Source organism: Variovorax paradoxus (assembly GCF_040544635.1).
Taxonomy (GTDB): domain Bacteria; phylum Pseudomonadota; class Gammaproteobacteria; order Burkholderiales; family Burkholderiaceae_C; genus Variovorax; species Variovorax paradoxus_R.
In genome coordinates, this window is record NZ_JBEPKJ010000015.1 from 108,823 (window position 1) to 123,161 (window position 14,339).

Here is a 14,339-nt window from a genome sequence, read left to right on the forward strand (position 1 = left end):
TTGAAAATCCACAAGGCACGCGTTGAACGATGTGCCTCCTGGAAAGAACGTGTTCGACGGGTCCGGAGCCGACCGGGTTCCCTGAAGCGCAGGTGAAGCCTTGAAACCGGATGCAAGCAGAAAGTGCCTCATCCGGCTGCGAACAGCCTCTTTTCTGCGCGTTTTCTGCCCCTATTTCCCACCTTCGTCGTCGGGCGGATTGCCATCGTAGACGTCGTTGCGGCGGTGCTGCAGGAAGGCGTCGCGCGTGAAGGTGTACTTGTCGAGCGCAGCGTCATCGAGCAGGCGCCCGGCGCGCAGGTACTTCGCCCGCGTATCGACGGCCTCCAGGAACGACAGCGAATTGCGCCAGGCCACGTCGTTCATGTTCGAGACCACGCCACCCGCGCGGTCCACCGGCAACGCGGCCGTGTCGCGCAGGGTCGAAGGGCCGAATAGCGGCAGCACGACATATGGTCCGGCGCCCACGCCCCAGCGGCCGAGCGTCTGGCCGAAATCTTCTTCGTGGCGGTCGATGCCCGCCTCGGTGGCAATGTCGAGAAGGCCGCCGAGCCCGAAGAAGGTGTTGACGTTGACCCGCATGAAAGTCTCGGCGCTGTTCTGCAGCTTGAGCTGGGCCACGCTGTTGGCAAAGCTCCAGACATCGCCCAGATTGCCGAAGAAATTGCTCACGCCGGTGCGCACCATGGAAGGCAGCACGCGCTGATAGGCGGTAGCCACCGGCACCAGCACCGCTTCGTCGACCGTGTCGTTGAAGCGAGTGACGCCGCGGTTGAGCGGCTCGAACGGGTCCGCGGGATTGGCATGGGGGCCGCTTGCGCATCCTGCAATCAGCGCAAAGGCGGCTGTAATACCCATCCAGCGGGCAGAGTTCGCTACATTTTTAATAGCGATAGACGGAAAAAGGCTTGTTTTCATTTCTTGTTGGCTGTTCCCGGCGTCGAAGTATTTCCTTCGGCCGCCTTGCTGTAGAGGAACTGGCTGATCAGGTTTTCCAGCACCACGGCCGATTGGGTCGAAGTAATGGTGTCGCCGGCTTGCAGGTTCTTCTCCTCGGCGCCCGCTTCGATTCCGATGTACTGCTCGCCGAGCAGGCCACTGGTCAGGATCTTGAGCGAGCTGTCCTTGGGAAAACTGTAACGGTTTTGTAATGCCAGCGTGACGTCGGCCTGAAAAGCCTTGTCGTTGAACGCGATGGATTCCACACGGCCGACCACCACGCCCGCGCTCTTGACCGCGGTTTGCGGCTTGAGGCCGCCGATGTTGTCGAAGCGCGCGGTGACGTTGTACGTCTTCTGGAAATTCAGGCTCAGCAGGTTGGCCGATTGCAGCGCGAGGAACAGAAGCGCCGCGCCGCCGATCAGGACGAACAGGCCGACCCAGATGTCGTTAGTGGAACGTTGCATGGTTTGCACTCTCTAGAACGATTGGAGCCGAGGCTCCTTCAAATACTGAACATCATGGCGGTCAACAGGAAATCGAGGCCGAGGACCGACAGCGACGCCATGACCACCGTGCGCGTCGTCGCGCGCGACACGCCTTCAGGCGTGGGCTGGGCCTCGTAGCCCTGCAGCAGTGCGATGAAGGTCACGGTAAAACCGAAGACGATGCTCTTGATCACGCCGTTGCCGACGTCGCGCCAGACATCGACGCCGCCCTGCATCTGGCCCCAGAACGCACCCGGGTCGACGCCGAGCATCAGCACGCCCACCACGTAACCGCCCATGATGCCGACCGCGCTGAACACGGCCGCCAGCAGCGGCATCGTGATGACACCAGCCCAGAAGCGCGGCGCAAGAATGCGCCGCACGGGGTCGACCGCCATCATTTCCATGGCGCTGAGCTGCTCGCCGGCCTTCATGAGGCCGATTTCCGCGGTCAGCGACGTGCCGGCACGCCCGGTGAAGAGCAATGCCGCCACCACGGGGCCGAGCTCACGCACCAGGCTGAGGGCGACCAGCAGGCCGAGCGCCTCGGAAGAGCCGTAGCGCTGCAGCGCGTAATACATCTGCAGGCCCAGCACGAAGCCGACGAAAAGGCCGGACACCGCGATGATGGCGAGCGAGTAGTTGCCGAGGAAATGAATCTGGTCGCGCACCAGGCTGAAGCGCCGCAGGCTTTGCGCGCCTTGAAACGCCAGGCGAATGAAGAGCTTGGCGCCATAGCCCAGGTCGGCGAGCTTGCCGCGCACCGCAAAGCCGACATCGGCGGGCTTCCACCAGGTCATATGAGCCCCCACGTTCGGCACTTCGTGTCCTCACTGCCCCCCGAGGGGGCCGTCGCTTGCTCGGGGCGGCCCAGCGCTGCGCTCATGAGCTTCCCCCTTCGATGCCGAAATCTTCTTCGATTCCAACCCCAGGGTAGTGAAAATGCACCGGCCCGTCGGGCAGTGCATTGACGAACTGGTGAACCAGCGGATCGATGCTCTGCCGCACTTCGTCGGGCGTGCCTTGCGCCGCGATGGCGCCGTTGGCCAGAATGATCACGTGATCGGCGATGCGGAATGTTTCCTCGAGATCGTGCGACACGACGATGCTGGTCAGGCCCAGCGTGTCGTTGAGCTGGCGGATCAGCCGCGCCGCCGTACCCAGCGAAATCGGGTCCAGGCCGGCAAAAGGCTCGTCGTACATCACGAGATCGGGATCGAGCGCAATGGCACGCGCCAGCGCCACGCGCCGCGCCATGCCGCCGGACACTTCGCTGGGCATGAGGTCGCGCGCGCCGCGCAAACCCACTGCGTCGAGCTTCATGAGCACGATGTCGCGCACCAGCGCTTCCGACAGCTGCGTATGCTCGCGCAAGGGAAAAGCGACGTTGTCGAACACGCTCATGTCGGTGAACAAGGCACCGAACTGAAAGAGCATGCCCATGCGGCGCCGCGCTTTATACAGGGCCGCCGCATCGAATTTGCCGACGTCCTGGCCGTCGAAGAGCACTTCGCCGCGCTGCGCCCGCTGCTGCCCGCCCACGAGCCGCAACACGGTGGTCTTGCCGCCGCCGGAGGCGCCCATGAGCGCGGTGACCTTGCCGCGCGGGACGGAAAAGGACACGCCGTCGAGAATCGCACGTGCGCCGTAGCCGAACGTAACGTCGCGGAACTCTACAAAAGGGTGTGGCTGTGCGGCTGGGTCCATCTCAATAAAAAAGCCGGGCACCTTGACAGGTATCCCGGCATGCGGTTTCCGCAAATGATAGCGGGGCCGTGACGGGCCCCGCAAAACTGAAACAAAAATCAGCGCGGTAAGTCGCTAAATCCCATCAAAAATTCATCCACCGAGCGCGCGGCCTGCCGGCCTTCGCGAATTGCCCACACCACCAGCGACTGGCCGCGGCGAATGTCGCCCGCTGCGAACACCTTCGGCACGTTGGTGGCGTAGCCGCCGATGAAATCGACCGTGGCCTTGGCGTTGCCGCGCGCATCCTTCTCGACACCGAAGGCATCGAGCACGGTGGCCACGGGGCTGATGAAGCCCATCGCCAGCAGCACGAGGTCGGCCTTGAGGATCTGCTCGCTGCCGGCCACTTCCTGCATCTTTCCGTCCTTCCACTCCACGCGGACGGTCTTGAGGCCGGTGACTTTGCCCTTTTCGCCGATGAACTCCTTGGTGGAAATGGCGAACTCGCGCTCGCAGCCTTCTTCGTGGCTGGAGCTGGTGCGCAGCTTGATCGGCCAGTAGGGCCAGGTCAGCGGACGGTTTTCTTCTTCGGGCGGCTCTGGCATCAGCTCGAACTGCGTGACGCTGACTGCGCCATGCCGGTTGCTGGTGCCCACGCAGTCGGAGCCAGTGTCGCCGCCGCCGATGACGATGACGTGCTTGCCGTCGGCGCGCAGCTGGCCCTTGACCTTGTCGCCCGCATTGACGCGGTTCTGCTGGGGCAGGAACTCCATCGCGAAGTGAATGCCGTCGAGATCGCGGCCCGGTACCGGCAGGTCGCGCGATTGCTCGGCGCCGCCCGTGAGCAGCACGGCGTCGAACTCCTTGTTCAACTGCTCGGGCGTGACGATTTCCTTGGCGAGATTGGTCACCTTGGAGCCCTTGCCGAGCGGGTCTTTCGCGGCGCCGACCATCACGCCGGTGCGGAAGGTGACGCCCTCGGCCTTCATCTGCTCGACGCGGCGGTCGATGTGGGTCTTCTCCATCTTGAAGTCGGGAATACCGTAGCGCAGCAGACCGCCGATACGATCGTTCTTCTCGAACAGCGTCACGTCGTGGCCGGCGCGCGCGAGCTGCTGCGCCGCGGCCATGCCGGCCGGGCCCGAACCCACCACGGCCACCTTCTTGCCCGTCTTGTGCTTGGCGACGCGCGGCGCCACCCAGCCTTCGTCCCAGGCGCGGTCGATGATCGCGTGCTCCAGCGACTTGATGCCGACCGGATCGTCATTCACGTTGAGCACACAGGCGGCCTCGCAAGGCGCAGGGCAGATGCGGCCGGTGAATTCCGGGAAGTTGTTGGTCGAGTCGAGCACCGCGAAGGCGTTTTGCCAATCGTTGCGGTACACGAGGTCGTTGAAGTCCGGAATGATGTTGTTGACCGGGCAGCCGCTGTTGCAGAACGGCGTGCCGCAGTCCATGCAGCGCGCACCCTGCACCTTGGCCTGCTCGGTATTCAGGCCGACGACGAATTCCTTGTAATGCTTGACGCGCTCTTCAATGGGCTTGTAGCCCTCTTCGATGCGCTCATGCTCCATGAAGCCGGTGATCTTTCCCATCGCGTGCTTTCCTTTGTTCTCTGTGTCGCCGGTTGTCAGACCGCGGCCGGCGTGGCTTGCGGTGCGGCGGCCAGCGCGTGCGGCTCGAGGCCGATGTGCGCGTTGTTGCCGCTGCTCGTGAGCTCGACCTTGCGGTCGTGCAGCTCGGCGAGCGCCCGCTTGTATTCGTTCGGGAACACCTTGACGAACTTGGTGCGCGCCACGGCCCAGTTGTCGAGCAATTCGCGCGCACGCTTGCTGCCGGTCCAGCGATGATGCTCTTCGAGCAGCTTCTTGAGCTGGGCCTCGTCGGTCTCGCCCGCGTGCCAGATCTTGCGATGCACGCTCGCGGTCTGCTCGGCCGAGGTCAGCACCTTGTCGAGCGACACCATCGAGAGATTGCAGCGCGTGGCGAACTGGCCATCTTCGTCATAGACGAAAGCCACGCCGCCGCTCATGCCGGCCGCGAAGTTGCGGCCGGTCTTGCCGAGCACCGCGACCGTGCCGCCGGTCATGTATTCGCAGCCGTGGTCGCCAGTGCCTTCGACGACCGCCGTGGCACCCGAGAGGCGCACCGCGAAGCGCTCGCCGGCCACGCCGCACAGATAAGCTTCGCCGGTGGTCGCGCCGTAGAGCGCGGTGTTGCCGACGATGGTGTTGCGGATGGCTTCACCGCGGAAATCGAGGCTGGGGCGCACCACCACGCGGCCGCCCGAGAGGCCCTTGCCGGTGTAGTCGTTGGCATCGCCGATCAGGTACAGCGTGATGCCGCGCGCCAGGAAGGCGCCGAACGACTGGCCGCCCGTGCCTTCGAGCTGGATGCGGATCGAATCGTCGGGCAATCCCTGCGGATGCACCTTGGTCAGCGCGCCCGACAGCATGGCGCCCACCGAGCGGTTGACGTTGCGCGCCACCTCGATGAACTGCACCTTCTCGCCGCGATCGATGGCGGGACGCGACTTCTCGATGAGCTTGACGTCGAGCGCACGCTCCAGGCCATGGTCCTGGTTCTCGACGTGATAGCGCGGCACATCGGCCGGCACGATCGGCAGTGCGAACAGGCGGCTGAAGTCCAGGCCGGAAGCCTTCCAGTGCTCGATGCCCTTGCGCATGTCGAGCAGGTCGGCGCGGCCGATCAGGTCGTCGAACTTGCGGATGCCGAGCTGGGCCATGATCTGGCGCACTTCCTCGGCCACGAAGAAGAAGTAGTTGACGACGTGCTCGGGCTTGCCCGAGAACTTCTTGCGCAGGATCGGGTCTTGCGTCGCCACGCCCACCGGGCAGGTGTTGAGGTGGCACTTGCGCATCATGATGCAGCCTTCGACCACCAGCGGCGCGGTGGCAAAGCCGAACTCGTCGGCACCCAGCAGCGCGCCGATGGCAACGTCGCGGCCGGTCTTCATCTGGCCGTCGGCCTGCACGCGAATGCGGCTGCGCAGGCGGTTGAGCACCAGCGTCTGCTGTGTTTCGGCGAGGCCGATTTCCCACGGGCTGCCCGCGTGCTTGATGGACGACCACGGCGATGCGCCCGTGCCGCCGTCGTGGCCCGCGATCACCACGTGGTCGCTCTTGCACTTGGCCACGCCGGCCGCGATGGTGCCCACGCCGATTTCGCTCACCAGCTTGACGCTGATGCTGGCGTGCGGCGCGGCGTTCTTCAGGTCGTGAATCAGCTGCGCCAGGTCTTCGATCGAGTAGATGTCGTGGTGCGGCGGCGGCGAGATCAGGCCCACGCCCGGCACCGCATAGCGCTGCTTGCCGATGTACTCGGTGACCTTGCCGCCGGGCAGCTGTCCGCCCTCGCCCGGCTTGGCACCCTGCGCCATCTTGATCTGGATCTGGTCGGCCGAATGCAGGTACTCGGCGGTGACGCCGAAGCGGCCCGAAGCCACCTGCTTGATGCGCGAACGCAGCGAGTCGCCGTCTTTCAGCGGCAGATCGACCTCCACGTTGGCCGCGCCGATCACGCTCTTGAGCGTGTCGCCCTGCTTGATCGGGATGCCCTTGAGCTCATTGCGGTAGCGCGCCGGGTCTTCGCCGCCCTCGCCCGTGTTGCTCTTGCCGCCGATGCGGTTCATGGCAATGGCGAGCGTGGCGTGCGCCTCGGTGCTGATTGAGCCGAGCGACATCGCGCCCGTGGCAAAACGCTTGACGATCTCGGCAGCGGACTCGACCTCGTCGACCGGAATGGCCTTGGCCGGATCCAGCTTGAATTCGAACAGGCCACGCAGCGTGAGATGGCGGCGGTTCTGGTCGTTGATGAGCTGCGCGTATTCCTTGTACGTGTTCCAGTTGTTGGAGCGCGTGCTGTGCTGCAGCTTGGCGATGGCGTCGGGCGTCCACATGTGCTCTTCGCCGCGCGTGCGCCAGGCGTACTCGCCGCCTGCGTCGAGCATGTTGGAAAGAATCGGATCGTCGCCGAAAGCCGCCTTGTGCATGCGGATGGCTTCCTCGGCAATCTCGAACACGCCGATGCCCTCGACGCGGCTGGCCGTGCCGGTGAAGTACTTGTTGACCGTGGCGGTGTTCAGGCCGATGGCCTCGAACAGTTGCGCGCCGCAGTAGCTCATGTAGGTGCTGACACCCATCTTCGACATGATCTTCGAGAGACCCTTGCCGATGGCCTTGACGTAGTTGTAGACCGCCTTCTCGGCGCTCATGTCGCCCGGCAGGTCGGCGTGCATGGCCGCCAGCGTTTCCATGGCGAGGTAGGGATGCACGGCTTCCGCGCCGTAGCCCGCGAGCACGCCGAAGTGATGCACCTCGCGCGCCGAGCCGGTTTCCACCACCAGGCCCGCCGTGGTGCGGAGGCCCTCGCGCACCAGGTATTGATGCACGGCCGACAGCGCCAGCACAGCGGGAATCGCGACTTGCGTCGGGCTCACGCCGCGATCGCTCACGATCAGGATGTTGTGGCCGCCCTTGATGGCGTCGACCGCTTCGGCGCAGAGCGACGCCAGCTTGGCTTCGACGCCTTCGTCGCCCCAGGCGAGCGGATAGGTGATGTCGAGCACGTAGCTCTTGAACTTGCCCTGCGTGTACTTGCCGATGTCGCGCAGCTTCGCCATGTCGGCAAAGTCGAGAATCGGCTGGCTCACTTCGAGCCGCATCGGCGGGTTGACCTGGTTGATGTCCAGCAGGTTGGGCTTGGGGCCGATGAAGGACACCAGCGACATCACGATGGCCTCGCGGATCGGGTCGATCGGCGGGTTGGTCACTTGCGCGAACAACTGCTTGAAGTAGTTGTAGAGCGGCTTGTTCTTGCTGGAGAGCACGGCCAGCGGGCTGTCGTTGCCCATGGAGCCGATGCCTTCTTCGCCGGCCTGCGCCATCGGGCTCATCAGGAACTTGATGTCTTCCTGGGTGTAGCCGAAGGCCTGCTGGCGGTCGAGCAGCGCGACCTGGCTCACCGGCGCCTTGATTGTCGATGCGGCCGGTTCGGCCTTCACGCTGTCGAGCTTGATGCGCAGGTTTTCGATCCACTGCTTGTAGGGCTTGCTGTTGGCGAGGGTGGCCTTGACCTCCTCGTCGTCGATCATGCGGCCCTGTTCCAGGTCGATCAGGAACATCTTGCCGGGCTGCAGGCGCCACTTGCGCACGATCTTCTGCTCGGGCACGGGCAGCACGCCCGATTCCGAAGCCATGATGACCAGGTCGTCGTCGGTCACGCAGTAGCGCGAGGGGCGCAGGCCGTTGCGGTCGAGCGTGGCGCCGATCTGGCGGCCGTCGGTGAACACGATGGAAGCCGGGCCGTCCCACGGCTCGAGCATGGCGGCGTGGTATTCATAGAACGCACGGCGGCGCGGGTCCATGGTGGCGTGCTGTTCCCAGGGCTCGGGAATCATCATCATCACGGCCTGGCTGATGGGGTAGCCCGCCATCGTCAGCAGCTCGAGGCAGTTGTCGAAGGTGGCAGTGTCGGACTGGCCGGCGAAGCTGATGGGATACAGCTTTTGCAGGTCGGCGCCCAGCACGGGCGAAGACATCACGCCTTCGCGCGCCTTCATCCAGTTGTAGTTGCCCTTGACCGTGTTGATTTCGCCGTTGTGGGCGACATAGCGGTACGGGTGGGCCAGCGGCCACTCGGGGAAAGTGTTGGTCGAGAAGCGCTGGTGCACCAGGCCCAGCGCCGAGATGCAGCGCTTGTCCTGCAGGTCGAGGTAATAGGTGCCCACCTGGTCGGCGAGCAGCAGGCCCTTGTAGACCACGGTACGGCTCGACATGCTCGGAACGTAGTATTCCTTGCTGTGCTTGAGCTTCAGGCGCTGGATGTTGGCGCTGGCGGTCTTGCGGATGACGTAGAGCTTGCGCTCGAGCGCGTCCTGCACGATCACGTCGTTGCCGCGGCCGATGAACACCTGGCGCAGCAGCGGCTCCTTGGCGCGCACGGTGGGCGACATCGGCATGTCGCGGTTCACCGGCACGTCGCGCCAGCCCAGCAGCACCTGGCCTTCGGCCTTGATGGCGCGTTCCATTTCCTGTTCGCAGGCTTCGCGGGAGGCATGTTCCTTGGGCAGGAAGATCATGCCGACGCCATATTCGCCGGGCGGCGGCAGCGTGACGCCCTGCTTGGCCATTTCTTCGCGATACAGATGGTCGGGCAGCTGGATCAGGATGCCTGCGCCATCGCCCATCAGCTTGTCAGCGCCCACTGCGCCGCGATGGTCGAGGTTTTCGAGGATCTTCAGGCCCTGCAGCACGATGGCATGGCTCTTCTCGCCCTTGATGTGCGCGACGAAGCCGACGCCGCAGGCATCGTGCTCGTCGGCACCGGAATACAGACCGTGTTGTTGGAGATGTTCGATCTCGGCAGCCGTCGTCATGGCGCACTCCTTCAGTTTTTCGCAGGGAAGAGAAGGATATTGCGATGCACAAAGAATGCCAAATACTTTATTAGGGGTCAGATTCCCATTAAATCCCGAGTTTTCTGGTCAGAATTAAATTGGGGACATATTAATAGTGGAATCAAAACAGCCATGGATTGCTCGGTGACGCATGCGCGTTCCCGCTCAGGAACCGGGAGTCGCCGGAGGGCGCCCAGCCTTCGCTTTGGCCACGCGCCGCTCGGTCGACTTCTGAAGCGAAGCAAGAAAATCAGCGTCGCCGGCCGCCCAGCCCCGCAGCGTGGCTTCGGTGAGAACGCCCTGATCGGCCGGCCGCACGCCGGCGCGCACCAGCTCGACGTACGCGGCCTCACGGGCAAAAGGCGTGTTGCCCAGCTCCCAGTACAGCGGATGCGGGGTCAGCAGCTTGTCGTGCCGCAGGCCCGCATAGTGCCCGTGGCTGGACCATGGGAAGTCGCGCACGTCCGACACCAAGCCGGCCCGCACGGGATTGAGGTCGATATACGCCATGCAGGTCAGCAGATAGCGATCGGTCTGGATCAGCGTGGACCTGTAGCGCCCTTCCCACAGGGTGCCGCTGCGGCCGTGGCGGTCGTTGAAATAGCGCACATAGCTGCGCCCGACCGACTGCATGAACTGCGGCAGCCCGGTCGTGGTGCCGGGCGTTGCCAGCAGATGGAAGTGGTTGTCCATCAGCACATAGGCATGCAGCGCGATGCCGAAGCGCGGTGCGGCGTCGGCCAGCAGGCCGAGCAGCCGTTCGTGGTCCGCACGGTCGATAAAAATCGCCTGGCGGTTGTTGCCGCGCTGGATCACGTGGTGCGGCATGTCGGCGAGCGTGAGACGGGGCAGACGGGCCATGGCGTGACAGCGGCGCGCGCTCGCGGAATCAGGACAGGCGAAAGCGGGTATCGCCCAGGGCATCGAGCCCGAACTGCGACAGCAGCTCGCCGAGCCGGGTGGCGGCGCTGGCCTTGCGCTGCCCGGTGTGGCGCGCCAGGATCAGTTCATTCTTCATGCTGTGCTCCCAGCCCACCAGTTCGGTCACGGTGACGCTGTAGCCGTTGGCCTCCAGATACAGGCAGCGCAGCACATTGGTGAGCTGGCTGCCGATTTCGCGGGTGTGCAGCGGATGGCGCCACAGCTCGGCCAGCGGCGTGCGCGACAAGGCCAACGCCTTGGTTTCGCGCAGGCAGGCCGCCACCTCGGCCTGGCAGCACGGCACCAGCACCATGCAGCGCGCCTTCTTCGCGAGCCCGAAGGCAATCGCATCGTCGGTTGCGGTGTCGCAGGCATGCAGCGCGGTGACCACGTCGATCCGCTCGGGCAGTTCGCTCGCCTGGGCCGATTCGGCGACGGTGAGATTCAGGAACGACATCCGGTCGAAGCCGAGTTGCCGTGCCAGCGCACGCGATTTCTCGACCAGTTCGCTTCGCGTCTCGATGCCATAGACATGACCGCCCTCGCGCGCACGGAAGAACAGGTCATAGATGATGAAACCGAGGTACGACTTGCCGGCGCCATGGTCGGCCAGCGTGGCCTCGGCGCCGCCATCCGGTAGTTCGCGCAGCAGTTGCTCGATGAACTGGAACAGGTGGTACACCTGCTTGAGCTTGCGCCGCGAATCCTGGTTGAGCCGGCCCTCGCGCGTGAGGATGTGCAACTCCTTCAGGAGCTCTACGGACTGGCCCGGCCGCAACACCTCCGACAGCTCGGCCTCGGCTATGGAAATCTTGGCGGTCTTCACGGCCTTGGTTGCTTGTGCATTCATGATCGGGCACTCCCCGGGCCCACGTCGAGTGCAGCCCAGCCGGCAGCGCCCAGCGCTTCGAGCGTCTGGATGTTGCGCTCGAAGATGGCTTCGGCTTCGGGAAACGCCTCGACTGCGCGGCTCACGCTGTCTTCGCGCAGCAAGTGCAGCGTGGGGTACGGCGCGCGATTGGTTGCATTCGAAATGTCGTCAAGCTCGGTGCCGCCGAACTGGAACTGCGGATGAAAGCTCGCGAGCTGGAACACGCCGTCGAAGCCCGCGCGGGCGAGCTTGCGTTCGGCGCGTGCCGCGAAATCGTTGAAGTCCAGAAAATCCGCCAAGGTATTGGGTGCTATCAGCAAGGTGGTATCGCGCACGGAGGCGTCGAGCGCAGCGAGTTCATTGGCCTCGGCAAGGAGCATTTCGATCAGCGTGGCGTCGTCGGCCGGCAAGTACATGGCGTAATGAATTTGCGCCTTCACATGCACGGCCTTCGCGAACGGGCACAGATTGAGCCCGATCACCGCGCGCTCGAGCCAGCGCCGCGTATCGGCTTCGGCCTGAATGGCTTTGATTGTCGCCGCGCCGGTCATGCCACTGCCGCCGCAAGGCGTATTCGTCCCAGGTGCCGCGCCATGGCCATGCCGGCCAGCGAGCATGCCAGCGTGGCAGTCCACGTCCAATGCCAACCGCCGACGCTGTGAGCCACCCAGGCCACCGCAGGCGGCGCCAGGAACTGGCCCAGCGAGGAGGCCTGCTGCATGAGCCCGACTGTCGTTGAAACGGTGGCGGGCCCGGGCGCCAGTCGGACCCCGAGCAGGAACAGGGTCGCCGGCACCATGCCGCCGCACAGCGAGAAGACGCAGACCGCGATATAGCGCAGCGCCGGCGGCAGGCCGGCCGCGTCGGCGCCCTGCCCCACCTGCGCGAAGGCGGCGACGCCGCCCAGCGCCATCGCCGCGAAACCCAACTGCAGCAAACGCTCGGGGGCGACACCGCGCTGCAGCCAGCGCCCGCCCGCCACATTGCCGACGATGTTCATCGCGGCGGCAACGGCGGTGAGCACCGCGTTCCAGCCAGCCGGCACGCCCACGCCTGCGTAGATGGCCGGCAGGAAACCGATCACGGCCATCCACTGGGCGGAATACACCGCAAAGGTCAGCGCGATCATCCAGGGTGCGCGCGCGCCGACGGTGGCGCGCAGCCGCGACGACCACCCTTCGGTCTTGCTGCCGCCCCGCGCAGTGGAACGAGCCCCGTCCGCAGGGACCGTCAACCACAGCCAGAACGCCGCAGCGGCCGAAACAAGGGACAGCGCCCACCACCAGTCGGGCCACCCACCCCAGGCGATCAAGGCCGGCCCCAGCAGCAGCGCGAGCGCGACGCCGAGCGGCATGTACGCGCCCCACAGCCCCAGCGCGGCCTTGTCCGCACCGAGCGGCGTGAGCGCGCGGATCAGCCCGGGCCCCGGCATGACTGCCAGCAGAAAACCGATGCCTTCGGCGGCGCGCAGAACCAGCAGCCACTGCACAGCAGGCGCGTCGCCAAAAAGCCCGATGCCGACCGCGCCGCCGAGCAGGCTGGCGACAGTCAACACCATGAGCCCCGTCAACATGCTGCGCCGCAAACCGATGGTGTCGGCCGCGAGCCCGACCGCCAATCCGAGCGTCATGCTGGCCACCTGCACCAGCGACAGCAGGAAACCTGCCTCGACCAGACTGATGCCGAGCGAGGCCTGCAGGGCCGGCACGGCGGGCGGCAGCTTGCCCAGGTGCAGCGCAGCGCTGACGCCACCGAGCAGAACGGCGAATGCAGCGACGGGAACGCGCGCGGACACGACGGCCGCCGAGCTCATTGGGCTGCCTTCGCCCTCGCGGGCTCCGGTGCGAGCTTGCTTGGGACGGGCCGGCGCTGCGCTCATGCGATGCCTCGCCGGCCCGTGAGCCGCTCATGCTCGCGCATGGCGAACCGATCGGTCATGCCGGCGATGTAGTCGGCGACGGCCCGGTGCCGGTCGCGACGGCCTGCGTAGGAATCGGGCATTTCGGCGCTGCGTTCGAGATAGGCATCGAACAGCTCCCGCACGACCTGCTGCGCCTGGTCGGTGGTCTGCGTCACCTGCGGATGCCGGTAAAGATTGCGGAACAGAAAGCCCTTGAGCTCGTTGGACTGCACCTGCATGGTTTCGCTGAACGCAACGAGCGGCGGTGCGTTCCGCACGCCGTCGGCATCGGCCGGCCTCACCGCTTCGAGAGCCGCACGGGTGGCGTCGATCACGTCGTAGACCTGGGCACTCAGCATGCGCCGGATCGTCTCGTAGAGCACGCGCCGCCCTTCCAGTTGGGGGTACTCGGCGAGCGCCTCGCGGCGGTAGCGCTCGAACAGCTCCACCTCGCCGAGCTGCTCGACGCTGATGAGTCCGGAACGCACGCCGTCGTCGATGTCGTGCGCGTTGTAGGCAATGGCGTCGGCCAGATTGCAGAGCTGCGCCTCCAGGCCCGGTTGTGTGCGGTCGAGAAAGCGCCGGGCCACGCCGTCGGGCTCTGCGATCTCCAGGCGTTCCGCATTGGCGCGCGAACAGTGCTTGAGAATGCCCTCGCGGGTTTCGAAGCTGAGATTCAGGCCGTCGTATTGCGGATAGCGGTGCTCCAGCGCGTCGACCACGCGCAGGCTCTGCAGGTTGTGCTCGAACCCGCCGTGGCTTGCCATGCAGGCATTGAGCGCGTCTTGCCCGGCGTGGCCGAAGGGTGTGTGGCCGAGGTCGTGCGCGAGGGCAATGGCTTCGACCAGGTCCTCGTTGATGCGCAAGGCGCGCGCGATGGAACGGCCCAGCTGTGCAACCTCGATCGAATGCGTGAGCCGGGTGCGGAACAGGTCGCCTTCATGATTCAGGAACACCTGCGTCTTGTAGACCAGCCGCCGAAACGCGGTGGAATGTACGATGCGGTCGCGGTCGCGCTGGAAAGCGTCGCGCGTCGGCGCGGGCGGCTCGGCATGGCGCCTCCCGCGCGAGCGCGCGGGGTGGCAGGCATGGGCCGCGAGACTCATCGACGCA

11 protein-coding genes are annotated in these 14,339 nt (G+C 65.3%); all 11 read right to left on the minus strand.

The genetic code is table 11. The annotated features are described in order from the left end of the window. Positions 1-171 precede the first annotated feature (171 nt). Positions 172-918 (minus strand): MlaA family lipoprotein, encoded by a 747-nt coding sequence (locus ABIC94_RS23355; RefSeq protein WP_354375360.1) that lies wholly within the window; start codon positions 916-918, stop codon positions 172-174. Beyond that, complete coding sequence (gene mlaD, locus ABIC94_RS23360) at positions 915-1,406, minus strand: outer membrane lipid asymmetry maintenance protein MlaD (protein WP_157612495.1); 492 nt, start codon at positions 1,404-1,406, stop codon at positions 915-917. Before mlaD ends, ABIC94_RS23355 begins: the two co-directional genes overlap by 4 nt. Before the next feature lie 38 nt (positions 1,407-1,444). Next, on the minus strand, positions 1,445-2,227 hold the full coding sequence (mlaE, locus tag ABIC94_RS23365) for a lipid asymmetry maintenance ABC transporter permease subunit MlaE (protein WP_354375361.1): 783 nt from the start codon (positions 2,225-2,227) through the stop codon (positions 1,445-1,447). An 82-nt stretch (positions 2,228-2,309) separates the two neighbouring features. Then, positions 2,310-3,134, minus strand: coding sequence for an ABC transporter ATP-binding protein (locus ABIC94_RS23370; protein ID WP_436318086.1), 825 nt, complete (start codon positions 3,132-3,134; stop codon positions 2,310-2,312). Between the two features lie 98 nt (positions 3,135-3,232). After that, positions 3,233-4,711, minus strand: coding sequence for a glutamate synthase subunit beta (locus ABIC94_RS23375; protein WP_354375362.1), 1,479 nt, complete (start codon positions 4,709-4,711; stop codon positions 3,233-3,235). Positions 4,712-4,746: 35 nt separating this feature from the next. Continuing rightward, positions 4,747-9,513 (minus strand): glutamate synthase-related protein, encoded by a 4,767-nt coding sequence (locus ABIC94_RS23380; protein WP_354375363.1) that lies wholly within the window; start codon positions 9,511-9,513, stop codon positions 4,747-4,749. A gap of 186 nt (positions 9,514-9,699) precedes the next feature. Next, positions 9,700-10,395: a transposase gene (locus tag ABIC94_RS23385; RefSeq protein WP_354375364.1), complete on the minus strand. Its 696-nt coding sequence runs from the start codon at positions 10,393-10,395 to the stop codon at positions 9,700-9,702. 28 nt (positions 10,396-10,423) lie between these two features. Next, entirely contained in the window at positions 10,424-11,305 is an 882-nt protein-coding gene (locus tag ABIC94_RS23390) for a class I SAM-dependent methyltransferase (protein ID WP_354375365.1), read from the minus strand. Beyond that, positions 11,302-11,877 carry a DUF1415 domain-containing protein gene (locus ABIC94_RS23395; RefSeq protein WP_354375366.1) on the minus strand — a complete coding sequence of 192 codons (576 nt, stop codon included), beginning with the start codon at positions 11,875-11,877 and terminating at the stop codon, positions 11,302-11,304. Before ABIC94_RS23395 ends, ABIC94_RS23390 begins: the two co-directional genes overlap by 4 nt. Beyond that, entirely contained in the window at positions 11,874-13,139 is a 1,266-nt protein-coding gene (locus ABIC94_RS23400; RefSeq protein WP_354375368.1) for an MFS transporter, read from the minus strand. The genes ABIC94_RS23395 and ABIC94_RS23400 overlap by 4 nt, the downstream gene beginning before the upstream one ends. Positions 13,140-13,201: 62 nt before the next feature. Further along, the gene (locus ABIC94_RS23405) at positions 13,202-14,332 is read right to left on the minus strand and encodes a deoxyguanosinetriphosphate triphosphohydrolase (RefSeq protein ID WP_354375369.1); all 1,131 of its coding nucleotides are present in this window, start codon (positions 14,330-14,332) and stop codon (positions 13,202-13,204) included. Positions 14,333-14,339: the final 7 nt, after the last annotated feature.

Excerpts from the sequence above, each read along its gene's own strand:
- ABIC94_RS23355 (WP_354375360.1), bottom strand. The coding sequence starts at position 918 with ATGAAAACAAGCCTTTTTCCGTCTATCGCTATTAAAAATGTAGCGAAC.
- mlaD (WP_157612495.1), bottom strand. The coding sequence starts at position 1,406 with ATGCAACGTTCCACTAACGACATCTGGGTCGGCCTGTTCGTCCTGATC.
- mlaE (WP_354375361.1), bottom strand. The coding sequence starts at position 2,227 with ATGACCTGGTGGAAGCCCGCCGATGTCGGCTTTGCGGTGCGCGGCAAG.
- ABIC94_RS23370 (WP_436318086.1), bottom strand. The coding sequence starts at position 3,134 with ATGGACCCAGCCGCACAGCCACACCCTTTTGTAGAGTTCCGCGACGTT.
- ABIC94_RS23375 (WP_354375362.1), bottom strand. The coding sequence starts at position 4,711 with ATGGGAAAGATCACCGGCTTCATGGAGCATGAGCGCATCGAAGAGGGC.
- ABIC94_RS23380 (WP_354375363.1), bottom strand. The coding sequence starts at position 9,513 with ATGACGACGGCTGCCGAGATCGAACATCTCCAACAACACGGTCTGTAT.
- ABIC94_RS23385 (WP_354375364.1), bottom strand. The coding sequence starts at position 10,395 with ATGGCCCGTCTGCCCCGTCTCACGCTCGCCGACATGCCGCACCACGTG.
- ABIC94_RS23390 (WP_354375365.1), bottom strand. The coding sequence starts at position 11,305 with ATGAATGCACAAGCAACCAAGGCCGTGAAGACCGCCAAGATTTCCATA.
- ABIC94_RS23395 (WP_354375366.1), bottom strand. The coding sequence starts at position 11,877 with ATGACCGGCGCGGCGACAATCAAAGCCATTCAGGCCGAAGCCGATACG.
- ABIC94_RS23400 (WP_354375368.1), bottom strand. The coding sequence starts at position 13,139 with ATGAGCTCGGCGGCCGTCGTGTCCGCGCGCGTTCCCGTCGCTGCATTC.
- ABIC94_RS23405 (WP_354375369.1), bottom strand. The coding sequence starts at position 14,332 with ATGAGTCTCGCGGCCCATGCCTGCCACCCCGCGCGCTCGCGCGGGAGG.